The organism is Nocardia sp. BMG111209 (assembly GCF_000381925.1).
GTDB lineage: Bacteria > Actinomycetota > Actinomycetes > Mycobacteriales > Mycobacteriaceae > Nocardia.
The window spans coordinates 2,872,921-2,897,389 of the sequence record NZ_KB907307.1; the positions used below are offsets into that span (position 1 = coordinate 2,872,921).

Genomic DNA, 24,469 nt, shown 5'->3' on the forward strand with positions numbered 1-24,469 from the left:
GGAGTCGAATCCTTTGCGAGGCGGGTGGATTCCGGTGGCCGGTCATGCCGATCCGGTGGCGCGCAACGCGAGCCCGGTGAGTGCGGACACGCCGTCCGCGAGCACCGAATCGTCGAAAATCGCTCGGGGCGAATGATTTCCGGGGGCGTGCGCGGGGTCCGTGCCGGGTGGACAGGCGCCGAGGGTCAGCATCGCGCCGGGCACCTCGGCGAGCACCCGGCCGATGTCGTCGGAGAACATGCCCGGCTGCGGCGTCGGCCGCACCCGGTCGGGGCCGAACAGCTCCGTGAGCACCTCGGTCGCGACGGCGGTCCGGGCCGGATCGTTGACGGTGACCGGATAGCCGTCGGTCACCTCGACGGTGGCGGTGACGCCGTGGGCCGCGGCGATGCCGTGGCAGACCTCGGTCGCGGCCGCGGCGAGCCGAGTGTGGGTCGCGGCGCTGAACGCCCGGGTGGTCGCCGTCAGCGTGGCCGTCTCCGGCACGATGTTGGCCGCCGTACCCGCGTGCACCGCGCCGATCGAGAGCACCACCGGGTCCTGCGCGTCGAATCGGCGGGTGACCAGGGATTGCAGCGCACCGATCGCGGCACCCAGCGCCGGAATCGGATCGCGGGCCAGATGTGGTGCCGCGCCGTGCCCACCCGCGCCGTGGAAGGTCACCGCGAGGGTGCCCGACGCCGCCAGCACGGGTCCGGCACGATGGCCGAACACGCCTGCCGGTGTGGCCGCTCCCACATGCAGGGCGTAGGCGGTGGCGGGCCGGGTTCCGGCCACCTCGAGTAATCCCTCGGCCAGCATCAGGGCGGCGCCGTCGTGGCCCTCCTCGCCGGGCTGGAACATCAGGATCACGTCACCAGCGAGCCGATCGCGCCGGGCCGCGAGCAGCCCGGCCGTCCCGACCAGGATCGCGGTGTGCAGATCGTGGCCGCAGGCGTGCGCGGCACCGGGGATCCGCGAGGCGTAGTCCAGTCCGGTGCGCTCCGTCATCGGCAGCGCGTCCAGGTCGGCGCGCAGCAGAACCGGTGCGGCGGAACCGGTTCCGCGCACCACCGCCACCACCGAGGTCAGCGCGGTACCGGTGCGCACCTCCAGCCCGAGACCGTCGAGCGCGCGCAGCACCTTCTCCTGCGTCCGCGGAAGGTGCCGTCCCACTTCGGGTTCGGCGTGCAGCTCCCGCCGCAAGCGGACCAACTCCGATTGCCTCGCGCGCGCATCGTCGAGCAGACCCGCCGCCGCGCTCGCGCTGTAGCCATGCGGCGTGAGCGGGAGGCCTCCGTGGCGAGGCTCCGGCCCCTGATCGCTCACGCCGGGACTCCCGTGACGCCGAGGTCGGCCAAGAGGCGGCGGCGTAATGCCGTGAAGTCCGGGTCGCCCGGGTCGCGGGGGCGGGTGACGGTCACCGGTTCGTCGGTGACCAGGTGGCCGTCGCGCAGGACCGCGACCCGGTCGGCCAGGCGGATCGCCTCGTCGACGTCGTGGGTGACCAGGAGGACCGCGGGGTGGTGGCGGGCACACAGGTCGGCGACCAGGTCCTGCATCCGCAGGCGGGTCAGGGCGTCGAGGGCGGCGAAAGGTTCGTCCAGCAACAGCAATTCGGGCTCGCGGACCAGGGCACGGGCCAGGGCGACGCGTTGCGCCTCGCCGCCGGAGAGGGTGGCGGGCCAGGCGCGGGCGTGGTCGGCGAGTCCGACCTCCGCCAGCGCGGCCTGTGCCGTCTCGCGGGTCGCCGCGCCGCGCGGTAGCCCGATCGTGACGTTGCCGAGCACCCGCTGCGACGGGATCAGGCGTGGTTCCTGGAAGACGACGGTGCGGGCGCGCGGGACGAGAACCGTGCCGGCGTCGGGCCGGTCGAGTCCGGCGAGGATGCGCAGCAGCGTGGTCTTGCCGGAACCGCTGGCGCCCAGCAGGGCCAGGAATTCGCCGCGGCGCACGGTGAGGCCGATGCCGTCGAGGACTCGGCGGTCGCCGAAGGCGCGGGTCAGGTTCGTCAGCGCAATCGCGGTGCCGGACAGGCTCATCGGGCCACTCCCGGGGTACGCCACGGCATCAGGACCCGTTCCAGCGCGCGGATGACGATATCCGCGAGCAGACCGAGCAGGCCGTAGATCAGGATGATCACCGACAGGATGTCGGTGCGGGAGAAGTTCTGCGCCTGCGCCATCAGATAACCCAGTCCCGCAGTGGAATTGATCTCCTCGGCGGCGATCAGCGCGATCACGCTGAGGGTCGTCGACAGGCGCAGCCCGGACAGCAGCGCCGGGAGGGCGCCTGGCAGCACGATCCGGCCCACCACGGCGAGCCGGCTCAGGCCGAAGGTGCGGGCCGCCTCCAGCAGTTTCGGGTCCGTGGTGCGGACCGCGCCGAAGGTCGACACGTACATCGGGAAGGTGGTGGCCACCGCGATCAGGATGATCCGCGCCGACTCGCCGATGCCGAACCACACCATGAACAGCGGCACCAGCGACAGGAACGGCAGCGCTCGCAGCGTCTGTACCGCCGAATCGAGCAGGTCCTCACCCAGCCGCCAGGAACCGGTCAGCACGCCGAGCACGAGCCCGGTGAGCACGCCGAAGCACAGTCCCGTTCCGGCGCGGCTCAGCGACACCGCCAGCGCGTCCGTCAATTGCCCACTGTCCCAGAGCTTTCCGGCCGCACGCAGCACCTCCGGCGGTGAGGCCAGCAGATCCGGGGTGAGCAGGCCGGTGGCCGACGCGATCCACCAGACCGCGAGGATCACCAGCGGGCCCAGCGCGCGCAGCACGAACGCCACCCCGCGCGGCCGCGGCCGGGGCACCCGGACCCGCGGGGTGATCAGGGAGCCACCCGATTCCGCCGCCGCGGGAGCCGCCACCGCGTCGGCACCCGTCCGGCCCACCACCGCGGTCATCGGTCCGCCAGCGCGCCGACGTCGACCAGATGCGGTTCGACGTCGAAGGCGCCGTCGAGCACCTTCTGATCGGCGAAGAATTTCGACACCTCCGCGAAGGCCGCCTTGTCCGTGGTGGTGATCGCCGAGGTCGGCTTGCCCGCCTTCAGGAATTCGATCTCCAGATCCCGCTGCCGGCCCTCGAAGGCGTCCGGGCCCGAGGTGTGGAACACGTTGAGGTAGTTCTCCGGATGCGCGGCCTGCTGCTGTTCGGCCTGGTGCAGATAGTCGTAGAACGCCTTCACCACGGCCGGATGCTGCTGCACGAATTCGTTGCGCGCCGCCCACACCGCGTAGTTCTGCGAACCGATGTCGCCGCCGTTCACCAGGAAATGTTCACCGGCGTTGGCGCGTTCGGAGACCGAGTAGGTGGCCCAGGTGGCCCACGCGTCGACCTGACCGGAGTGCAGCACCGCCGCACTCTGACCGGGTTGCAGGTACACCCGCGTCACCGCGTCGGCCGGGACGTTGTTGCGGGCCAGCGCCCGCAGCAGCAGATATTCGCTGGACCCGCCGTGCCACACCACGACCTTCCTGCCGGCCAGGTCCGCGACCGACTTGATCGGCGACGAGTCCTTGACCAGGATGCCTTCCCCGACGGCGTCGGGTGCGACCGCGGCGAACAAGCCGAAGCCCGCCTTCTGCGCCAGGGCCGCGACCGCCGAGGTGATCGAGCCCTCGGCGAGGTCGAGTTCGTTGTTGTCCAATTCCTGTGCGGCCGGGGCGAACGGGCCGGCGCTGCCGGTCCACTGCACCTTCGCACCGACCTTCGCCAGCGCGGCGTCCAGGCTGCCGTCCTTCTTGCCGAGGGCCAGCGCGCCGGAGTTGCCGGGATCGGGAATGCGGACCGTGACGGTTCCCGTCGCGGATTTCGCGCCGTCCGAGCCGGTGGACGAGCAGGCGGACACCACGGCGGTGAGGGCGACGGCGGCCGCCAGGGCCAGGACACGGGTGACGGTCATCGGGAACTCCGAACTTCGGTGGGGACGAGACGGCGGCCGGCGCGGGCCGAGACGAGGGCGGTGGCGGCCGCCAGCGGTGCCGGGTCGGCCCATGCGGCGACGTCGACCGGCGCGGCGAGGAAGCCGTGGCCGCGCAGGAAATGTTCTTGGCGGGCAAGCAGTTCCAGGCGCTGCCCGGACAGATCCAGGCGCAGGTCGGGGTGGCCGGTCCAGGCATAGGCGCCCGCGACACCGGCGGCGCCGGCCCCGGTCTCGGCGGCCAGGATGCGCGGCACGTCGGCCGGGTTGGCGGCGGCCCAGTCGGCCGCTTCCAGCAGCACCGCGAGGAATCGGCTCACGATCCCCGGATGCTCGTCGAGCAGCCGCTGATGCACGGTGACCGGTCGCGGCGTGCCGTTGTTGATGCGAATACCCTTGTCCGGGAACGAATCCAGATCGAGGGCGACCACCGCGTCGTGGCGGGCGGCCGCCTCGACGGCCAGCGCGCCCTTCACGTACACCGCGTCCACCCGGCCGTCGCGCAACGCCTCGAGTTCGGCGACCCACTGGTCGGCGCCGGGCGCGGCGTCGATGTCCACCGGCCGCACGTCGCCGAGGGTGCGCCCGGCGGCGGCGAGCGCACCGGCGAATCCGGCCAGGGCCATGGCCCGCCAGAAGTCGATGGCGATCGGCCGGCGCGGGATCGCGACCCGCAGGCCGGCCAGTTGTGCGGGCGCGGTGAGGTCGTGGCCGCGGCGGACCAGGACGGCCTGGCGTTCCTCGATCCAGGTCAGCCCGATCAGCCGGGTCGGCTCGCCGCCGGCGCGCGCCCACAGCGCCGGCACGTTGCCGCCCTCGCGGAACAGGCCGGTGAGCGCGTGGGTGTAGTGACTGTCGCGCAGCACGCCGGGACCCGCGTCCTGCAGCGAGCGCACCGCGAGCCCGTCGGCCGCGAATTCGGCGGCGAGCCAACCCCGATCGGCCGCGATACCGGTGGCCGTCGGCACCGGACACCGGGTGAACCACAGCGTGTCCAGCGTCTCGGGCGGGACGGGAGCGGACATCGCGGTACCTCCGGAGGCGGAATCGAACGGGACGAGCGGAAGCGAGTGCGGCCCGCTCCGGAATCCGCCGGGGCGGACCGCTCGGCGCCCAATGCTGCCCGACGGCACCCGGGTAGTCCATATTATGGAATCAGCGAGATTATAAGTCGCAGAACCAGATCGATTGCTTCCACATTATGGGAGACTCGGTGGGGTGAGCGGAGATTCGGCGAAACCACGGGACGGCGCGCAGGCGGTCCATCGGACTCTGGCGCTGCTGCACTGTTTCGGCGACAGCCCGCAGGATCTGTCCGCGTCGGATCTGGCGCGCCGCACCGACCTGCCGCTGTCGACGACCCACCGCCTGTTGCAGGCCATGACCGCGACCGGCTTCCTGGAACAGGACCGCGACACCGCCCGCTACGGCCTCGGCCCGACCATGGCCGAACTCGGCCGGGCCGCCTACCACCGCCGCGGCCTGCATCGCGCCGAACCGGAACTCGCGGCGCTGTCGCAGCGCACCGGCGTCACCGCGGACCTGGCCGTGCGGGTCGGTGCGCGCGCGGTGATCCTGGTCGGCAGCTCGCTGGCGAACGACCATGGTCGCGCGCTGCGCCGGCCGCTGCATTCGACGGCGCTGGGCAAGGTGCTGCTCGCCTGGTCGGACGCGGCGGACCGGGAGATCGGCACGCCGCTGACACCGCAGACCGACCGCACGATCACCGATCCACAGGCGTTGCGCGAGGAGTTGATCCGGGTCCGCGCCGCCGGATACGCCCTCAACGACGGGGAATCCGCCTCGGGGGTGCGCACGGTCGCGGTCCCGGTCCTGGACGCCGACGATCACGCCCGCTTCGCGCTGGCGCTGCGCTCGTCGCCGGAGGTGATCACCGGCGAGCGGCTGGGCTGGTTCGCGGAACAGGCCGCCGCGTGCGCGACCGCGCTGGAAGTCGTTCTGCTGCCGCCGAATCGGCGGCGCACCGGTCCGCGACCGGTCATCGCGCTGCCCTGACCGCCGGCCGGGCTAGTAGCCGCGCAGTCCGCGATACCGGACGATCAGCAGGGCGCCCAGCGTGCCGAGCAGCCAGACGCTCAGTCCCACACCGGTATTCAGGACGAAGCGCAGATTTCGATCGATATGCGGCAGCAGCCGCAGCAGCGGATCGTGCTGGATCCCGTCGATCGGGGCGACCAGGTAGTACAGCGCGTAGGGCAGTGCCAGATGGCCCAGCCACAGCCAGGTCTCGCGGCTGCGGCGGGCCCGCCAGCGATGGACCAGCGAGCGCGTCTCCACCGGCAGCAGCACCGAGATCAGGTTGCCGACGCCGAGCCAGCACAACAGCGGCAGCAGCACCGTGAACAGGGTGCCGACCAGCCGGGTCGGCGGTAACGAGTGCGCGAGCACGGCGGTCAGGGCCAGCAGCGGCAGGCCGACGATGATCAGCAGCGCGAGGTTCTTGGTGAGCAGGATGCTGCGCACCGGCAGGCCCGCGGCCAGGCCCGCCCGGACCCGGGGCGCGTCCAGGCCGAGGATGTTGGTGGTGGTGACGTCGGCCAGGATGAACGTGGCGAAATAGGTGCCGACCAGCACCACCCAGCCGAACTGCCGGTGCGGGTGTGCCAGCGGCGAGACCAGCAGATACAGCAGCGACAGCACCAGATTGGCGGCGACGCCCTCCAGCCAGTAGCGGGGTGCGGCGAACGACCAGCGCACCTCGTCGGCCACCCGGCGGGCCGGGTGGTGGCCGGGATCCAGCGGGATGTGCGAGGGTACGGGCCGATGTTCGGCCCGCAGATAGCGCCGGACGCGGTCGCGGGCGGCGCCGGACATCCGGTCAGCCCAGCGAACCGGCGAATTCACCCAATCGGTGTGCAATGGCATCCGGTATCCGTCGCGGTATCTGGTGGCCACCGGCCCGGACCGACTCGAGCCGTGAGCCCGGGAGGCGGTTCTGCAACGCGTGGGCGGTGGCGATCGGGACGACCTTATCGGCCGGGTCGGCGATGATCGACACCGGGAGTCCCAGGTCCGCGACGCGGTCGATCCAGGGGTCGAACCCGCGCAGCAGTTCCCGCTGTTCGGTGAGGAAGCTGCGCCACACCGGACCGTGCTCGTGCCGGATGCCGGCGAGCACCCGCACCGACGCGTGGTCCGGGGCGGCCGCGTGCCCGGCCAGCCGCCGGGCCGCCCAGGGCAGCAGCGCCCAGGCGGTCATCGCCAGCACCGGGCCGGCGACCGGTGCGGCCAGCAGTTCGTCCCAACGGGACACACATCCCGGGCCGACGCCCGCGATCAGCACCAGACCGCGCACCCGATCGGGCGCCGCGGCGGCCGCGGCCAGCGCGACCCCGCCGCCGTAGGAGTGCCCGACCAGAACCGCGTCCCGGATCTCGGCGCGCGCCAGCCGATCCGCGACCCACTCGGCATTGCCCGCCAGGCCGGTGACCGGCGCGCGGTTGTCGCCGTAGCCCGGCCGGTCCCACGCCACCGCGGGCACGGACGCGGGCAGGCAGGTGAGCACGCCGTCCCAGTCCGCGCGACTACCCGGCTGCCCGTGCAGCAGGACCAGGTGCGGGATACCCATGCGGACCACGGTAATGGGCCGATGTGACGGTGACGTGGCGAAATCCTGTGTTTCCGCGGTGATCCCGCGTGCGTAGGGTCGTCTCGTGATCGAGATCCCGGCGGAGTTCATCCGCATCAAGTCCGCCAACGCGGGCGAACGCGGGCTCGCGTGGACCGCGACCCTGCCGGGCCTGCTGGACGAACTGCTGCAACGCTGGTCGTGCACACCCACCGGCCCCGTGATGTACGGCCGGGTCGGAATCGTGGTGCCGGTGCGGAATCCGGACCTGCCACCGGCGGTGGTCAAGGTGTCGTTCCCGCATCCGGGCAACGTCCACGATCCGGACGCCTACGTGACCTGGGCGGGCAACGGCGCGGTCCGGCTGTTCGCGCGGGACGACGACAATTTCGCGATGCTGCTGGAACGGGTTTCGCAGCACACCCTCGCCACCGTCACCGACCACGAGGAGGCCCTGACGATCCAGGGCGGGCTGTCCCGCCGCCTGGCCGTCGCCGCCCCACCGGGACTGCCGCGCCTGGCCGCGAAGGTGGATCGATGGGAACACGAGATACTCTCCACCGCAACCGCTTTCGGTGACCCGGTGCCGCGCGTGGTGCTCGACGCCGCCGTCGCCACCCTGCGCGAGCTCGGCCCCGGCCAGCCCGACATCCTCGTCCACGGCGATCTGCACGACGCCAACATCCTCGCCGCCGATCGCGAACCGTGGCTCGCGATCGACCCGGCGACCCTGGTCGGGGATCCGGCGCACGACGCCCTCAACGTGATCCGCAGTCCCCGCTTCGGCGAGGTCCTGCTGTCCTCGGAGATGCGGCCGGACATCCTTCGCTTCCTCGGCATCTATTGCGCCGCGGCCGGACTGGACCCCGAACACGCGCGCCGCTGGACCCAGGCCGGCGCCGTCCGGGAAGCGATGTGGGGCCGCCGGCACGGGGAACCCGACTGGCTCGTGCACGCCACCGATCGACTCGCCGAGGCGCTGCTCTGAGATCCGGTCCGGATCGGGGTGGGTGTGGGTTGTGATAGTTCGGGGTGGTTGGACGGGAGGCGGGCGCGGGTGGGTGGGGGCGGCCTACGATGCGGGGCGTGGACTGCCACCTACGGGACGGGCGGCCGGGCAGGAGGTTCGGGGTGATGGAACCGGGGCAGATCTTCGCCGGGTTCACGATCGAGCGGCTGCTGGGACGCGGCGGTATGGGTGAGGTCTATCTGGCGCGCCATCCCCGGCTGCCCCGGCTCACGGCGGTGAAGGTACTGGATCGGGCCCTGGGGGCGAACCGGGCGATCCGGGCCCGATTCGAGCGGGAGGCGGATCTGGCGGCCCGGCTGGATCATCCGAACATCGTGGCCGTACACGACCGCGGGGTCGAGGACGACCGGTTGTGGATCGCGATGCAGTACGTGGACGGTACCGATGCGGGGGCGCTCGATGTCCGGCTGCTGCCGGCGGGCGAGGCGGTACGGATCGTCGCCGATATCGCCGATGCGCTGGATCACGCGCATGCCACAGGGATTCTGCATCGGGATGTGCGGCCCGAGAACATCCTCATCGCGGCCGAGCCCGGGAATCGGGTGCTGCTGGCCGATTTCGGGATCGCGCGACTGCGGGACGACACCACGCATCTCACCGGCAGCGGGAACCTCACCGCGACACTGGCATACGCGTCGCCGGAACAACTCGCGGGCGCCGAGGTCGATCATCGGGCCGATCAGTACGCGCTGGCGTGCACATTGTATCGGCTGCTGACCGGGAATGTGCCCTATCCGGTGGGCAATTCGGCGGGGTTGCTCGACTCGCGCGGCGCCGCACCGGTTCCCGTGCACGCCCAGCGGCCGGAGATTCCGGCGGCGATGGATGCGGTGCTGGCGACCGCGCTGGCGGCGGATCCGCGGCAGCGGTTCGCGTCGTGCGGGGATTTCGCGGCGGCGGCGCGGCGCGCGCTGACCGCGCCGCCCGATCCGGCGCGGGCGGCGGGACGGCGGCCGCGGCGGCGGGCCGCGTTGATCGCCGGCGGCGCGGCGGCGGTGCTGGCCCTGGTGGCCACCGTCGTTGTGGCCGTGGCGAATTCGGCGCAACGTGGCGCGGAGGCCGGATCCGGGCCGGTCACGGTGCCGCCGGTGTCGTTCGCGCCGAGTGTCACCGCGCCGGCGACCACCACGGACCAGGTCCGGCCGACGGGCGCGGCGGTGGTGCTGCACAACACCTTTCCGCGGATGGTGCCCGAGAACGGCGGGCCCGGCAGCGGATTCCGCGACGCCTGGTGCACCTTCGACACCGGCAACCGGCACGAGAAGTTCGACAACCTGCCGTCCTTCGGGGACTGGACCGTGGCGGCGAACTGCCCGGGGGCGATGAACAGCCGGCCCGCCGCCCAGTACCTCTACTACCTCTACGACACCCCGGACGCCGCGCGCGCGGTGCTGGCGGGGCTACCGCCGAACATCCGCGCCGAGCGCAGCAGGTCCGGCCACGGCTATACCTCGTACACGATGCAGGGTGTCGGCGCCGGCGCGTACACCTATACGGTCACGGCCTTCCACGGCGATCCGGATCGGGAGCGGATCCTGCTCCTGTCGATCCTGCCGACGCTGGAGGACAGCCTCGACTGGTGGTGGTCGGCGCCGCTGGACTGAGCCGCCGACACGCCCGGAGTTACCGGCCGGAAGCCCGCTGCGGCCCTACCCTTTCGAAAGAGCGTGCGAAAGGCGAGGGATGCGGTGACGACAGTGGACAAGGTGCCGGCCGGGCTGCTCGACGATCTGCGCGACGGGGTGTCGTTCGCCCTGGAGGAACTCGACGAGATCCTCGCGGTGATGGCCGCCGAACAGGCCGAGGAGCGGCCGCGCGACGGCGAGCTGATCACCGCGCGGCTCGGGCTCGACGGCGAGCGGCCGGAAACACTGACGATGATCGGCGCGCGGTACGACCTGTCGCGAGATCGGGTGCGGCAGTTGTACACCCGCGCGGTGGGGCAGATGGTGCGGCGGGTGCAGGCCACCGGACATCCGGACGTGGGGTTGTTCGCGCGGCGGTATCCGGTCGGGTGGGGCGACGAGCGGCTGGTGCGGACGCTGCTGGGCGAGACCTACGTCACCGACAGCGATATCGCCGCACAGGATCTGGCCTATCTCAAGCTGCGGCTGGCCGGGCACGCGCTGATGGACGCGAAACGCATCGCGGGCTTCGTGTTCCAGCGCATCGCGGGCTGGCAGCAGCGCGGACGCTGGCATCCGGCCGAGCCGCGGCCGGTCGAACCGATTGCCGGGCAACTGGTTCCGCTGCTGCGCCGGGCCGAATGGCCGGGCGGAACCGCCGCCGGCCTGCCGGAACTGCCGATCCGCACCGTCGACGCCGGCGACGACGCGCGCGGTCACGTCTTCGCCGAGACCCTCGGCCGGGAGACCACTTTCGACACCGCGCTGGAAGCCCGTCTGCTGCGGATGCTGGACGAGAGCGAATCGGTGGCCACCTTCACCGAGCGGCCGATCGCGGTCGGCTACCGGCTCGACGACGTGCAACGGCTGCATCATCCCACCGTCGGCGCCCGGCTGACCGACGGGCGGGTACTGCTGATCGATGTGGTGCCGTTGGGCCGCTTGGCCTTTCACGGCAACCGCGCGAAGCTCGACGCCGCCCGGTCGCTGGCGCACGAGCACGGCTGGGGCTGGCTCGTGTTCACCGGCAGCCGGCTCGGCGTCCCGGATCTGTTGCACCACAACGTCGAGCCCCGCCGGGAGCACCCGCTGCGCAACCGCCTCGCGCGCGGCCCGCTGGACTGGGCGGAATTCCGCCGCTACCGCGAGGAGGCGGACCTGGACGTGATCGACGTGACCGCGCTGGCCCTGCGCCACGGATGGCGCTGGGAGCGCGGCCCGTTCCGGCTCGCTAGCGCTGGGCCAGGATCATCGCCGCCATGAGGAAGGTGACGACGATGAACACCGCGAACCAGGTGATCAGCTGCCAGTGCCGCACCGCCACCCGCTCGCGCTCGATCGCGTAGCGCAGGCCCGCGTCGACCCGATTGTGGTCGTCGAGGCGGCGGCGGGTGACGGCCAGCCGCTGCGCCACCTCCTCGGCCTCCACGAGATCCCGCTGCAGCCGGTCCAGCTGGCGTTCCTTCTTACGGGTCGCCCTGCGCGCCAGCGCCAGCGCGGTGCGCTGATGCACCAGCTCCCGGCGCTGCGCCGCGATGACGGCCGCCTGCGCGCTGGTGTGCTGCTCCCAATCGGTCACCGTGGCCCAACCTCCTGTGTCCTCGTCGCGAATGCCCCAGGCCACCCGGCCCGCGACCCAGTCCTCGATGAATTCGCGCAGCGTGTACGTGCGCGCCGAGGGTGTGGCCAGGCCGCTGTGGGTGAGCTCCAGCAGGCCCGCGGTCACCTGGTAGCCGCACCCGTCGGGGGCGAAGTCGTCGACGGCCATCGCCTGGATGCGCGGCACCCAGTAGCCGGGCGGGCACAGCCACAGCACCTCCTCGCAGCCGACCGCCCGCAAGCGCGTGGTGCGTTCCCTGGCCTGTTCCAAAGACACCGGGGCACTGCGTATTTCGATCGCACACAATCGAGATTCGCGGTGCCACAACAATCCTGCGGTCTGGGCGCCGAGCGGCTTGTCCACCTCGGCGTCGTCGGCGCCGCAGGCCAGCAGCCAGCCGCGCAACCAGTACTTCATCCGCTGCACGTCCCAGCGGCAGTCCCCGCAGTCGGGTTCGCGGCAGCGCTGCCCGGGGCGATGCCCGCGCGGATTCGGTTCGACCGCTGGAAGATTCAGAAGTTCCGGAGCGCGCTCGGTGGCGGCGACCGCCACCTGCGTGCGCCCGATCCCGGCCTGTTCCTTCGTGCTCACGCGACCACGCCCCTCACACACCCGTGCACCCGCGTCCCGTTCCGGTCCGCTACATCTAGATTGCCGCACAACCGAGTCCCATTCAGGGGATCCGGGCACCTTTTGTTACCCAACCGCTAGCCCGGCGTGACCATCTCCGTTCCGCGCCTGCGTATTCGGCGTCTCGCATAGCAGTGGGCTATCAACGATCCGGCCCCCGCTCCGCCGCACCGAACCGCCCGGCGGCGGCTACGCTGCGCAGATGGCCGCCGAATACATGTCTGTATCGTCACCGCTCCGCGCTGCGCGCGTGGCCAATTCGATGGCCTTCGCACTGCAGGGTTTCTTCCTCGCGGTGGTGCTCACGGAACTGCCGCAGGAGAAGGATCGGTTCCATCTCACCGACACCCTGATCCTGATCGCGGTCGTGCTGATCTCTCTGCTGGCGGCGGTGGGCAGTGTGCTCGCCGAACATCTGGCGGTGCGGTGGTCGAGCCGGGTGGCGTTGCGAATCGGGTTGGGCCTCATCGCCGTCACCGGCCTCGGCGCGGCGGTGTCGCCGAATACCGGGGTGCTGTTCGCCGCCCTCGGCGGATACGGCGTGGCGGTCGGCATCGTCGACGCCAGTACCAATATGCAGGCGGTGTTCATCCAGCACGGGTACGGCCGGATCGTGCTCTCGTCGTTCTACGGCGCCTGGAGCGCCGGTTCGATCCTCGGGGCGCTGTTCGTGGCCGGCTGCGAGAAGTTGCACGTGACGCTCGGGGCGGCGCTGGCCGCCGCCGCGCTCGTCGTCCTGGTCGCCGGGCAGGGGTTCGGGCCGCGGCTGCTCGGCACCCGGCAGGCCGAATCGGAACCCGGCGAGCAGGGCAAGGCGGGAATCCTGCCGCTGCGCGCCTATCTGGTGTTCGGCGTGGCGATGGCGCTGGTCTTCGCGATCGATCTGGCCGTGGGCAACTGGTCGGCGCTGTATCTGAAGGACGATCTGGCGGCGACGTCGGCGACGGCCGCGCTGGCCCTGGCCGCGTATCAGGGTGCGTCGCTGGTCACCCGGCTCACCGGCGACCTGTGGGTGCGGCGATTCGGGCCGCGCGTGGTGGTGCGGGTGTCGGCCCTGATCGGCGCGGTCGGGCTGGCGGTGGTGGTCGCGGCGCCGGGCCCGATCCCGGCCCTGATCGGATTCCTGATCGCGGGAATCGGATTGCCCGTGATCGCGCCGTTGTGTTTCAGCGAGGTCGGTGAGCTCACCGGCGGACGCGGACTGGACGCGGTGATCGCGCGGCTGAATCTGTTCAACTACGCGGGCACGCTGGTCGGCGGCGGGGTGGTCGGCGGGCTGGCGGATGCCACGACTCGCCGGGCGGGCTTCGCGATTCCACTGTTCTTCGCGGTGCTGCTGATCTTCGCCGCGCGCTTCTTCCACGCCCGCGCCGGCGCCACATCGGCGGTCGACGCCGCCGATTAGGGCAGGTCTCGACCCTGCGTCAGGCGTACCGAGATGGTTGACCTGCCTCCGGCTGCCCACCAGACTCGGACGTGCTCAGAGCTCGATCCGAGCTGTTTCCACTCCGACGGGCACGGAAGGAATACATATGAGCTCCATCGGCATGGCACGCACCACCCTGGCGGTCGTCGCGACCGCCGCCGCGTTGGCACTGGCCTCGACGGAGGCCGCCGCCGACCCGGCGAATCCCGGCGCCGGTTCCGATCCGGGGACGAGCGCGGGCGCGGACAGCGCGAATCCGAACACCGCACCGGGCACGCGTTCGGACAGCACACCGGGCGCCGACTCGAACATGGGCCCGGGCACGGGTGCACCCGGCGCGAGTTCGAACTCGGCGCCGGGCACGAGCTCGGACAACAACGGCACGAACTCCCGGACCGCTCCCGGCACGAACTCGGACAACAGCACGACGGGCGCCGAGTCGGGCACCCGCTCGGACAACGCCGGGTCGACTCCGGGTGCGAGCTTCGGCGCGCAGTTCCCGCTGCCGAATTTCCTGAGTCCGTTCGGCGCCACACGCTGACCCGGGCGGGCACACTCGCTCCCGGGTCGTACAAGCGCAACGGCCGCATCGGCATTGATCGCCGATGCGGCCGTTGTGTACCCGGCGTTCGTGCGCCGGGGGAAATCACTTGCCGCGGTTCATGACCCGATCCGCCGCCGCCCAGTGCGCCTCGGCCACCCAGAGCCGGGCGAAGGCCGCGACCGCCTCGGCCGGCGGCACCCCGCCGACCACGCGCTTGATCGAGGTGGCCGACTCGGTGGCCAGGGACCGGGCCAGCGCCTGCCAGCCCTCCTCGAACGACTCGCGCGGGAACACCCGGTCGATCAGCCCGAACCGCTGCGCCTCGGCCGCCTCCAGGATGGTGCCCGCGCCGGCCAGCATGAGCGCGCGCCCCCGGCCGACCAGGGCCGCGAGCCGCTCGGCGCCGCCCCATGCGGGCATGATCGCCAGCGCGGCCTGATTGAAGCCGATCTTGATGTCGTCGGCCGCGACCCGGATGTCGGCCGCGACGGCGAACTCCGCGCCGCCGCCGAGCGCGTGCCCGTTGAGCGCCGCGATCACCGGCGCCGGGAACTCCGCGATGCGGTCGCAGATCAGGCGCATCCGCCAGGCCATCTCCTCGGCGCCCGCGAGGGTCCGGATCTCGGCCAGCTGCTTGAGGTCGCCCCCGGAGACGAAGGCGCGATCCCCCGCGCCGCGCAGGACCAGTGCCCGCGCGCCGGCCGCGCCGTCGAGCGCCTTCTCCAGCTCATCCATGGTGGTCGGGGCGATGGCGTTGCGGGCCTGCGGCCGGTCGATGGTGATGACCGCCAGCCCGTTGTCCAGCTCCAACTCGACGTCCGCCATGCAGTGTCTCCCGGTCTCCGCGTTGTCGGTCGCTCACCGGCCCGGAATGCCTCTCCGGATTTGTTCCGGTGAATCAATTCTCAGAACTGGATACTGAGCTTCTACTGTGATGAGAATATTACTCTATGCGAACGATCCCCGAAGAACTGGCCGAGAAGTACGTGGCGGAGGGGTGGTGGACCTCCGACACGCTGGGTGAGCTGCTGGCCGCCGGTCTCGCGGCCACGCCGGACAACGTGTTCGAGGTGCACTCCGACACCCGGCCCTATCAGGGGACCTATCGCGACGTGGAGCTGGTGGCGCGCCGCCTGGCGGCCGGCCTGCACGCGCGCGGTGTCGGTCCCGGCGACGTGGTGGTGTTCCAGCTGCCGAACTGGATGGAGGCGGCCGCCTCGTTCTGGGCCGCGGCGCTGCTGGGCACGGTGATCGTCCCGATCGTGCACATCTACGGACGCAAGGAGGTCTCCTACATCCTGGAGACGGTGCGGCCGAAGGTGTTCCTGCGCGCGGAGAGTTTCGGCAACCGGGTCTACGACGACGACCTCGACGCCGGCGTGCCGATCGTCGGCGTGGTCGGCCGCGACTTCGACGATCTGCTCGCCGACGAGCCGATGGCCGGTGTGCTGCACACCGATCCGGCCTGTCCCGCGGTGATCGCCTTCACCTCCGGCACCACGAGCAATCCGAAGGGCGTGGTGCACAGCCATCAGACCCTCGGCTTCGAGACCTTCCAGCTGGCCGAGCGCTATCCCGACGACTACGACCGCCAGCTCACCGGCGCCCCGGTCGGGCACTTCATCGGCATGCTGAACGCGCTGCTCATCCCGGTGCGCCGCGGCTGGCCGATCCATCTGCTCGACGTCTGGAATCCCGGCCGCGTCCTGGAACTGATGAGTACCCGCGACGTCATCGTCGGCGGCGGCGTGCCCTACTACATGACCAGCCTGCTGGATCATCCCGACTTCACCCGGGACCACCTGGTCAACATGAAGTACGCGGGTATGGGTGGCGCGGCGGTCCCGGTCGCGGTCACCGAACGCCTGACCGAGCTGGGTATCACCGTGTTCCGCGCCTACGGCACCACCGAACATCCGTCGATCACCGCCTCCTGGTACACCGCGCCGGCGGCGAAGCGGCTCTACACCGACGGCAACGTGTCCACCGGCGTGGAGATCCGGCTCTCCGAGGAGGGCGAGATCATCAGCCGGGGCCCGGACCTGTGCCTGGGTTACGTCGACGACGAGCTGACCGCGAAGATGTTCGACGACGAGGGCTGGTACCACACCGGCGATATCGGCGTCCTGGACGAGGACGGTTATCTCACCATCACCGATCGCAAATCGGATGTGATCATCCGCGGCGGCGAGAACATCAGCGCGCTCGAGGTGGAGGAGGCGCTGCTCGGCATGTCCGGGATCGCCGAGGTCGCGGTGGTCTCCGCGCCGGACGCGCGCCTGGGTGAACGCGCCGCCGCGGTGGTGCGGCTGCTGCCCGGCGCCGAACTGCCGACACTGGACCAGGTCCGCGAGCATTTCGCGAACAAGGGCCTGGCCAAACAGAAATGGCCCGAGGAGATTCTCGCCGTGGCCGACTTCCCGCGGACGGCCAGCGGCAAGATCCAGAAATTCCGCATCCGCGAGACGCTCCGCCAGCGGGAACAGTGACCTGTCCCTCTTGCGAGCCTTCCCTTATTGAGAATAGGATTCTCAATTGAAGCAAAGGAGGATCTCATGACCGCAGCGCCGACGTTGCCGTATCCGCTGTTCGACGCGGACAATCACCTCTACGAGACCGAAGAGTCGCTGACCAAGTTCCTGCCGGATCAGTACAAGAGCGCGATCCAGTACGTCCAGGTCAACGGCCGCACCAAGATCGCGGTCCGGGGTGTCATCAGTGACTACATCCCCAACCCGACCTTCTCGGTCGTCGCCGCTCCCGGTGCCATGGAGGAGTACTTCAAGAACGGCAACCCGGAGGGCAAGAGCCGCCGCGAGATCTTCGGCGCGGCGATCAAGGCCCCCGCGGCGTTCCGCGAGCCCGGCCCGCGCCTGGCGCTGATGGACGAGCTCGGCGTGCAGCGCACCCTGATGTTCCCGACGCTGGCCAGCCTCGTCGAGGAGCGCATGCGTGACGATCCGAAGCTGATCCACGTGGTCGTGCACGCGCTCAACGAGTGGCTGCTCGACACCTGGAAGTTCAACTACGAGGACCGGATCTTCACCACCCCGGTCATCTCGCTGCCGATCCTGGACAAGGCGATCGAGGAGCTGGACTGGGTCGTCGCCAACGGCGCCAAGGCCATCCTGGTCCGCCCGGCCCCCGTGCCCGGCTTCGAGGGCCCGCGCTCGTTCGCGATGCCCGAGTTCGATCCGTTCTGGGAGCGGGTCGTCCACCACGACATCCTCGTCGCGATGCACTCCTCCGACTCCGGTTACGCGCGCTTCGACGCCGAATGGGAGGGCAGCAACTCCGAGATGCTGCCGTTCCAGACCAACACCTTCCGCATGGTCAACGAATGGCGGCCGGTGCAGGACACGGTCTCGTCGTGGGTCTGCCACGGTGCGCTGTTCCGGCACCCGAAGCTGAAGATCGCCGTCATCGAGAACGGCTCGTCCTGGCTGAAGCCGCTGCTCGACATCCTCGCCGACGTCTACAAGAAGGCGCCGGAGGGTTTCGGCATGCAGGATCCGGTCGCGGCCATCAAGAAGAGCATCCACGTCAGCCCCTTCTACGAGGAGGGCGTGACCGACCTGATCGACCTGATCGGCGTCGACCGCGTGCTGTTCGGCTCCGACTACCCGCACCCGGAGGGCCTGGCCCAGCCGACCCACTTCGCCGACATGCTCCAGCACCTGCCCGTCGAGGATCAGGCGAAGATCATGGGCGGCAACCTGGCTCGACTGCTCGGAGTGTAGCCACTCGCATCGGCCGGGGGCAGCAACGACGCTGAGGGAGACGAGAGCATGACAGCATGGGACACCATCCCCGCGATGGTTCTCAGCTCCGCGGACCGCTTCGGTGACGCCGAAGCGGTCGTGGACGGCCCGGTACGGCTGAGCTTCACCGAACTGGTGGATCGCATCCGCCGGGCCGCGGGGGCCTACGCGGCCGCCGGAATCGACCGCGGCGACCGCGTGGCGCTGTGGGCCCCGAACTCTCTCGAATGGATCGTCGCCGCCTTCGGCCTGCACGTCGCGGGCGGGGTACTGGTACCGGTGAACACCCGGTTCCGGGCCGAGGAAGCCGCCGACGTGATCCACCGCAGCGGCGCGAAAGCGGTGCTGGTGCAACAGGGTTTCCTGGGTCAGGAGTACGCGACGCCGGCCGGCGTGCCGGTGTTCGACCTGACATCGGACTTCCTGGCCGCCGGATCGCCGTTCGAGCGTCTCAACGCCGGAACCGACACCGCGGACATCATCTACACCTCGGGCACCACCGGGCGGCCCAAGGGCGTGATGATGAACCACGTGCAGACCCTGCGCCTGTACGCGGAATGGTGCGATCTCGCCGATCTGCGCGAGGGCGACCGGTATCTGCTGGTGAACCCGTTCTTCCACACCTTCGGCTACAAGGCCGGACTGGTCAGCTCGTTCATCCGCGGCGCGACCATGCTGCCGGTCCCGGTGTTCGACGTGAACACCGTGCTGGAGCTGATCGAGCGGGAGCGGATCACGATGCTGCCCGGCCCGCCGACGCTGTACCACTCGCTGCTCGAGGCCGCCGCCGAGGGCAGATACGACCTGTCGACACTGCGGTCCGCCGTCACCGGCGCGGCCGACATCCCGGTGGAGCTGATCCGCCGGGTGCGCAGCGAACTGCCGTTCCGGTCGATCATGACCGGATACGGGCTCACCGAGGCCGGCACCGCGACCGCGTCCCGGCCCGGGGACACCTTCGAGCAGATCGCCACCACCGTCGGCACCCCCTGCGACGGCGTGGAGGTCGACATCGCCGACGACGGCGAGGTGCTGGTCCGCGGCTACAGCGTGATGCAAGGCTATCTCGACGATCCGGCGGCCACCGCCGAGGCCGTCGACGCCGACGGCTGGCTGCACACCGGCGACCTGGGCAGCCGCGACGACGACGGGCACATCCGCATCATCGGCCGCAAGAAGGACATGTTCATCGTCGGCGGCTTCAACGCCTACCCGGCGGAGATCGAGGGCTTCCTGCTGGAACATCCGGCGGTCGCGCAGGCCGCGGTGATCGGCGTGCCCGACGAGCGGCTGGGGCAGGTCGGCAAGGCGTTCGTCGTCGCGAAGGCCCCCCTCACCGCCGAGGAACTGATCACCTGGAGCCGCGAGCGCATGGCCGGGTACAAGGTACCCAGGTCCGTCGAACTGCTCGGCGCGCTGCCGCTCAACGCCACCGGAAAGGTGATGAAAGACCAACTACGGTAACGCTTTCCGAATGGAAGGCCGTCGCGGGCCCGGCAACCCGATACGCAACCCCCCACCGGGTTCGCGGCGGCAGGCGTCACCGGAGTTGAGCGCGGGGCGGGATCCGAGGACCTTGTCAGTCACCGAGGATCCCGTCCCCGCGCCGCATCCGCGCAGCTGATCCGGACTGCTCCGGACCGCGGCATCCCTACAATCGACTCCGTGAGCATCATGATCAGCCGACCCGAGGACGGCGGCCTGGACATCGATCCGGCCGGTACGCCGGATCGGCCGCTGGTCGTGGTGGACCTGGACCGGTACGCGGCCGAACCGCCCGCCGTGATCGCCGCCGTCGCCGACCGCATCGAACGGGCCCTCCCGCTGGTGGTGGGCGTCCTGCGCGGCCCCGCCAGCGCACCGCTGCGGCCCCTGCTGGCCGCGGCCACCCTCACCCTCACCGACCGCTTCGCCTCGGCCCTGTGGCCGCAGATGGTCGCGGTCGGCGACCTCGACGCGGCGCTGGCCGAGCTGCACGCGGCGACCGCCTACTCCCCCCGCGCCGCGATCGCCTGCGGCCAGTTGCTGCGGCAGACCGTCCGCCTGCCCACCACACCCGCGCTGGCCGCCGAGGCGGCGGTGTACTCGATGCTGCTCGGCGGCTCCGAATTCGCCCGCTGGCTGGCCGAACGCGGTCCCGCCCGTGAGGTCCGGTGGCCGGCGACCGATCTGGTCCGGGTGGAGCGCGAGGCGGACCACCTCGAGATCGTGCTGGACCACCCGCAGCGCCGCAACGCCCTCAGCATGCGACTGCGCGAGCAGTTGCTCGCGGCGCTGACGGTGGCCGAGGTGGACCCGTCGGTCGGATCGGTCACCCTCCGCGGGAACGGTCCGGTGTTCTGCAGCGGCGGCGACCTGGACGAATTCGGTACCGCCACCGATCTGGTCGCCGCCTACCTGGTCCGGCTGGACCGGGCGCCGTGGCGGATCATCGACGAGCTGGCCGACTGGGTCACCGTCCGGGTGCACGGTTCCTGTATCGGCGCGGGCGCCGAGATGTCGGCCTTCGCGGGCACCGTGATCGCCGCCCCCGGGACCGTCTTCCAACTTCCCGAGATCCGGATGGGCCTGGTGCCCGGCGCGGGCGGCACGGTGAGCATCCCCCGCCGCGTCGGCCGCTGGCGCGCCGCCTGGCTCATGCTCACCGGCGCCACGCTGCCGGTCACCACGGCGCTGCGCTGGGGCCTGGTGGACCGGCTCGAGGAGGGCTGAAACCCGTTGTCCGCGTTCGGCGACGACGCCGCACCCGGGACGTGGTCCCGGATGGTGCGGCAGTGGCTGCACACACCCCCGGCAGCCGAACCCCTTGCGGCCGAATCGGAGTGCGCGGTGCTGGCCTGGGCCGCCAGCGGGGCGATGGCGCTGACCGGGCCCGAGGCGGGGCCGCCGGTGTCGTCACCGGCGGGCGCGTACGGGCTGCTGCGTGCGGTGGTGCGGGTTTTCGAGGCCGTGACCGCGGAGGCCGGTACGCCCGTGGCGGTGGATGCCGCCCTCGCGTTGTCCGGGCGGGCGGGTCTGCACGGAAAACATCGCGCCGGGCAGCGGTCGGCCGGTGGCGCGACGCGGTTGCTGCGCACCGCCGACGGGTGGTGCGCGGTGACGCTCAGCCGTCCCGACGATATCGAATCCGTGCCGGCGATCGTCGGTGATGTGGTCGACGGTGATCCCTGGGAGGCGCTGCGCCGCACAGCTATCCGGTCTACTGCTGAGGAATTCGTCGATCGCGTACAGCTCCTCGGCGTGCCTGCGGGTGCCTTGCCGGGTTCGGCCGTGACCGGAGCCAGGGCCCGGGATGCGGGCGGGGCCGGAGGGGTGGCCGGGGCCCGAGGCGCGACCGGGGCCCGAGGCGCGACCGGGGCCCGAGACGTGACCGGGGCCCGAGACGTGACCGGGGCCCGAGACGTGACCGGGGCCGGAGGCGCGGCCGGAGCTGGAGGCGCGGCCGGGACCCGAGGCGCGGGCGGAGCCGGAGGGGTGAGCGGGGCTGGGACCAAAGACGTGGGCGTGGGCTGGGCCGGGGCCGGGGGCGGCTCGAACATGGACGACTGCACAGGCACAGGCGATGGGGGCGCGTTTCCGGTGCCGTGGCGGCGTAGCCGGATTGCGGAGCCGAAACCTGTTGTGGCACTGCAGGACAGCTTGGTTGTCGATCTGTCGTCGATGTGGGCGGGTCCGTTGTGCGCGCAGTTGCTCGGCCGGGCCGGGGCGCGGGTGGTGAAGGTGGAGAGTGTGCATCGGCCCGACGGCACTCGTGCCGACACCCGGTTCTTCGAACTGCTGCACCGGGGGCACGAATTTCGTTCGATCGACTTCCGTTCCGATTCCGGCAGAAGGGAATTGGCCGCCTTGATCGACGCCGCGGATATCGTGATCGAGGCGTCGCGACCGCGCGCGCTCGCGCAACTGGGCCTCTCCCCCGAGCTGACATCCCATCGGCCGGGGCGAATCTGGTTGAGTCTCACCGGAAACGGTCGTGACGATCCGTTGCGGGTGTCGTTCGGTGACGATGCCGCCGTGGCCGGTGGCCTGGTCGGCTGGTATCGGCCCGAAATCGGTACGGGCGCACTCGAACCGGTCTTCTGCGCGGATGCGGTCGGGGATCCGCTGTCCGGTATCTGCGCGGCACTCGCTGTGGTGGATGCCGCGCGCGCCGGTGGTGGTCTGCTGCTGGATCTTTCGATGCGCGCTACCACTGCCGCTTTCGCCGCGGCCCCGGATCCCGATCACGGGCCGCACGCGCTGGTCCGGCACGGCGACGGCTGGGAGATCCATTGCCCCGCCCTCGACCGCACTCAGCAGGTGCTGCCGCCGCGGGTGCCGGAGCGTGCCGCGTGCTGATCCGCAACGCCGTGGTGTTCGGTGCGACGTATACGGACGTGCGATGGCACGGTGGTCGGATCACCGAGTGCGGCACCGGATTACGGGCGATTTTCGGCGAGGACGACATCGACGCGGCCGGTGGCTGGCTGCTGCCGGGGCTACACGATCATCACATCCATCTCCGGGCCTTGGCGGCACAACAGGATTCGGTGCGGGTGGGTCCGCCGCAGGTACGCGACCGGGCCGGGCTCGCCGCCGCGCTGCGTCGGGCCGATGCCGAACTGCCTGCGGGACAATGGATTCGGGGAGTCGGGTATCATGAGGACCCCGAATCCGGGCTGGACCGCGCCGAATTGGACCGGCTGATCCCCCTCCATCGGCCGGTGCGCATCCAGCACCGGTCCGGGGCGCTGTGGATCCTCAATTCGGCGGCCTGCCGAGCGCTCGGGGTCGACGAGTGCGAACAGGCCGGGGTGGAACGGGATTCGGCAGGCCGCGCCAACGGTCGGCTGTGGCGGATGGACGCGTGGCTCGGCGCTCGGCTCGGCACCCGGGAGCCGGATCTCGCGGCGGTCGCCGGCCGCGCCGCGGTTCGGGGGATCACCGGATTCACCGATGCCACACCGGGTCTGGCCCAGCACGAGGTGGCGGGCCTCGCCGCCGCGACCGCGGACGGCCGCATCCCGCAGCGCCTGCACTGCATGGCGCCACCGGGTATCACCGATCCGGGTGTTCGCCGATTCACCTTGGGGCCCACCAAATTTCTGCTCGACGACGCCACGCTGCCCGATCTCGAGCACTTCGCCGATTCGATCCGTGCGGCGCACGCGGCGGGCCGGCCGGTCGCGGTGCACTGCGTCACCAGGGTTCAGCTGATCTTCACCATGACCGCCCTGGACATGGCGGGCCCGCTGCCCGGCGACCGCATCGAGCACGGCGCGATCGTGCCGCCGGAAGCCTTCGAATGGTTGCGCTCCCGCGGCGTCACGGTTGTCACGCAGCCGCATTTCCCGGTGGAACGCGCCGAACAGTATGCCGCCGAGGTCGATCCGGCCGACCGTCCCGACCTGTGGCGTCTGGGCACCCTGCTGGCCGCGGGTGTCCCGGTGGCCGCGGGCACCGACGCGCCCTTCGGCGATGCGGATCCCTGGCCGATGGTCGCCGCCGCCGTCTCCCGCACCCCGGAACATTCGTCGCCGGAGGACATCTCGCTGTACACCGCGATCTCGCTACTGCTGGGCCGCTCCGACCATCCGGCCGTACCCAGGACCCTGGAGCCCGGCCAGCCCGCCGATCTCACCCTCCTGCGCGTGCCCCCACCGGAATTCCGCGCCGCCGCCGGGGAAGCGGTGGCCGCGACCATCGTCGACGGCCACCCGATCCACCTCGCCCCGAACTGAGCCGTATCGGCAACCGTCCGGCCGCTCGCACGCGGGCCGTTGACGCGTATCGCACGCGGGCATTGATGCGTATTGCCCGAAATACGCGATACCGCTTCATATCGGCGCGTTCGACGAACGAGCACGCGACTCGGCCGGATCGGCGAGCGGGACAACGGGAGGTCAATCTCATGGCAGGACGGGCATTTCGGCGGCAGGACATCGTCCGCGAACTCACCACCGGCGTCGCGATAGTGGTCGGCGTCCTGGCGGCGTGCGGTGCGATCGCGGCCTGGCAGAACAGGTTGTGGCCGTTGGTCGTGTTGTGCGCGTTCGCCTTCGTCGCCTGCGTCCCGATCATCGTCCGCGCGTTGCTCGAGGAGCTTCGCGACTGGGCTCTGCTCGCGCTGCTCGTCGTATCCCTGCCCCTGTTGCTGTTCCCGAGCGGCCGGCAGCGGTGGAGCCGGATGTGGACGGCCCGTTCGACGGAGGATCGGGCCACCGTATCCCGGGTGTGAACGAGTGCACCTGAGGTGCCGGAGTTCGCACTCACCGCGACGGCCCGGCGGTCCGACGACAGCTCGATATCGCTGTGGCGCAGGGACATTCCGGTCGACTTCGATCGGCGGCGACGACACTGCGGCCGGCATCGGGCC

The 24,469-nt window shown here is 71.1% G+C and carries 22 protein-coding genes; 13 read left to right on the forward strand and 9 right to left on the reverse strand.

What is annotated here, in order from left to right; all coding sequences use genetic code 11:
• Positions 1-42 precede the first annotated feature (42 nt).
• From G361_RS0113220 to G361_RS0113240, 5 genes are all read right to left on the reverse strand, one after another.
• The gene (locus G361_RS0113220) at positions 43-1,185 is read right to left on the reverse strand and encodes a M20 family metallopeptidase (RefSeq protein WP_019927559.1); all 1,143 of its coding nucleotides are present in this window, start codon (positions 1,183-1,185) and stop codon (positions 43-45) included.
• 119 nt (positions 1,186-1,304) lie between these two features.
• Positions 1,305-2,021: an ABC transporter ATP-binding protein gene (locus G361_RS43510; protein WP_019927560.1), complete on the reverse strand. Its 717-nt coding sequence runs from the start codon at positions 2,019-2,021 to the stop codon at positions 1,305-1,307.
• A complete protein-coding gene (locus G361_RS0113230) occupies positions 2,018-2,890 on the reverse strand; it encodes an ABC transporter permease (protein WP_019927561.1) in 873 nt (290 codons plus the stop codon). The genes G361_RS43510 and G361_RS0113230 overlap by 4 nt, the downstream gene beginning before the upstream one ends.
• The gene (locus G361_RS0113235) at positions 2,887-3,891 is read right to left on the reverse strand and encodes an ABC transporter substrate-binding protein (RefSeq protein WP_019927562.1); all 1,005 of its coding nucleotides are present in this window, start codon (positions 3,889-3,891) and stop codon (positions 2,887-2,889) included. The genes G361_RS0113230 and G361_RS0113235 overlap by 4 nt, the downstream gene beginning before the upstream one ends.
• A complete protein-coding gene (locus tag G361_RS0113240) occupies positions 3,888-4,934 on the reverse strand; it encodes an ABC transporter substrate-binding protein (protein WP_019927563.1) in 1,047 nt (348 codons plus the stop codon). Before G361_RS0113240 ends, G361_RS0113235 begins: the two co-directional genes overlap by 4 nt.
• A gap of 193 nt (positions 4,935-5,127) precedes the next feature.
• Here G361_RS0113240 and G361_RS0113245 point away from each other — a divergent pair, with 193 nt between their 5' ends.
• Complete coding sequence (locus G361_RS0113245) at positions 5,128-5,925, forward strand: IclR family transcriptional regulator (RefSeq protein ID WP_019927564.1); 798 nt, start codon at positions 5,128-5,130, stop codon at positions 5,923-5,925.
• 12 nt (positions 5,926-5,937) lie between these two features.
• On the opposite strand, the gene G361_RS43515 is transcribed toward G361_RS0113245, so the two are convergent.
• Positions 5,938-6,795, reverse strand: coding sequence for a hypothetical protein (locus G361_RS43515; RefSeq protein WP_231386870.1), 858 nt, complete (start codon positions 6,793-6,795; stop codon positions 5,938-5,940).
• Positions 6,749-7,498, reverse strand: coding sequence for an alpha/beta fold hydrolase (locus G361_RS46920; RefSeq protein WP_019927566.1), 750 nt, complete (start codon positions 7,496-7,498; stop codon positions 6,749-6,751). Before G361_RS46920 ends, G361_RS43515 begins: the two co-directional genes overlap by 47 nt.
• Before the next feature lie 85 nt (positions 7,499-7,583).
• On the opposite strand from G361_RS46920, the gene G361_RS0113260 reads away from it, so the two are divergent.
• The 3 genes from G361_RS0113260 (at position 7,584) to G361_RS0113270 (ending at position 11,416) form a co-directional block, all read left to right on the forward strand.
• A complete protein-coding gene (locus G361_RS0113260; protein ID WP_019927567.1) occupies positions 7,584-8,486 on the forward strand; it encodes an aminoglycoside phosphotransferase family protein in 903 nt (300 codons plus the stop codon).
• Between the two features lie 146 nt (positions 8,487-8,632).
• A complete protein-coding gene (locus G361_RS50925) occupies positions 8,633-10,132 on the forward strand; it encodes a serine/threonine-protein kinase (RefSeq protein WP_052172660.1) in 1,500 nt (499 codons plus the stop codon).
• 84 nt (positions 10,133-10,216) lie between these two features.
• Entirely contained in the window at positions 10,217-11,416 is a 1,200-nt protein-coding gene (locus G361_RS0113270) for a sigma factor-like helix-turn-helix DNA-binding protein (RefSeq protein WP_019927568.1), read from the forward strand.
• Here the strand turns inward: G361_RS0113270 and G361_RS0113275 are convergent.
• The gene (locus G361_RS0113275; protein ID WP_019927569.1) at positions 11,385-12,344 is read right to left on the reverse strand and encodes a hypothetical protein; all 960 of its coding nucleotides are present in this window, start codon (positions 12,342-12,344) and stop codon (positions 11,385-11,387) included. The two genes, G361_RS0113270 and G361_RS0113275, sit on opposite strands and share 32 nt — an antisense overlap.
• Positions 12,345-12,585: 241 nt before the next feature.
• On the opposite strand from G361_RS0113275, the gene G361_RS0113280 reads away from it, so the two are divergent.
• Both G361_RS0113280 and G361_RS0113285 read left to right on the forward strand, forming a co-directional pair.
• Positions 12,586-13,788 (forward strand): MFS transporter, encoded by a 1,203-nt coding sequence (locus G361_RS0113280; protein WP_019927570.1) that lies wholly within the window; start codon positions 12,586-12,588, stop codon positions 13,786-13,788.
• Positions 13,789-13,915: 127 nt separating this feature from the next.
• Entirely contained in the window at positions 13,916-14,350 is a 435-nt protein-coding gene (locus tag G361_RS0113285; RefSeq protein WP_019927571.1) for a hypothetical protein, read from the forward strand.
• Between the two features lie 105 nt (positions 14,351-14,455).
• Here the strand turns inward: G361_RS0113285 and G361_RS0113290 are convergent, their stop codons facing one another.
• Positions 14,456-15,178 (reverse strand): enoyl-CoA hydratase/isomerase family protein, encoded by a 723-nt coding sequence (locus G361_RS0113290; protein ID WP_019927572.1) that lies wholly within the window; start codon positions 15,176-15,178, stop codon positions 14,456-14,458.
• A gap of 125 nt (positions 15,179-15,303) precedes the next feature.
• Between G361_RS0113290 and G361_RS0113295 the strand changes: the two genes are divergently transcribed.
• The 7 genes from G361_RS0113295 to G361_RS0113325 all read left to right on the forward strand — a co-directional run bounded on the left by G361_RS0113295 (position 15,304) and on the right by G361_RS0113325 (position 24,331).
• A complete protein-coding gene (locus G361_RS0113295; protein WP_019927573.1) occupies positions 15,304-16,842 on the forward strand; it encodes an AMP-binding protein in 1,539 nt (512 codons plus the stop codon).
• Positions 16,843-16,908: 66 nt separating this feature from the next.
• Positions 16,909-18,093, forward strand: coding sequence for an amidohydrolase family protein (locus G361_RS0113300; protein WP_019927574.1), 1,185 nt, complete (start codon positions 16,909-16,911; stop codon positions 18,091-18,093).
• Positions 18,094-18,141: 48 nt separating this feature from the next.
• Complete coding sequence (locus tag G361_RS0113305) at positions 18,142-19,578, forward strand: FadD3 family acyl-CoA ligase (protein WP_019927575.1); 1,437 nt, start codon at positions 18,142-18,144, stop codon at positions 19,576-19,578.
• A gap of 210 nt (positions 19,579-19,788) precedes the next feature.
• Complete coding sequence (locus G361_RS0113310; RefSeq protein WP_019927576.1) at positions 19,789-20,826, forward strand: enoyl-CoA hydratase/isomerase family protein; 1,038 nt, start codon at positions 19,789-19,791, stop codon at positions 20,824-20,826.
• Positions 20,827-20,832: 6 nt separating this feature from the next.
• Entirely contained in the window at positions 20,833-22,452 is a 1,620-nt protein-coding gene (locus G361_RS51605) for a CoA transferase (RefSeq protein ID WP_019927577.1), read from the forward strand.
• Positions 22,446-23,834 carry an amidohydrolase family protein gene (locus G361_RS0113320; protein ID WP_019927578.1) on the forward strand — a complete coding sequence of 463 codons (1,389 nt, stop codon included), beginning with the start codon at positions 22,446-22,448 and terminating at the stop codon, positions 23,832-23,834. Before G361_RS51605 ends, G361_RS0113320 begins: the two co-directional genes overlap by 7 nt.
• A 170-nt stretch (positions 23,835-24,004) precedes the next feature.
• The gene (locus G361_RS0113325) at positions 24,005-24,331 is read left to right on the forward strand and encodes a hypothetical protein (RefSeq protein ID WP_019927579.1); all 327 of its coding nucleotides are present in this window, start codon (positions 24,005-24,007) and stop codon (positions 24,329-24,331) included.
• The last annotated feature ends 138 nt before the right edge of the window (positions 24,332-24,469 follow it).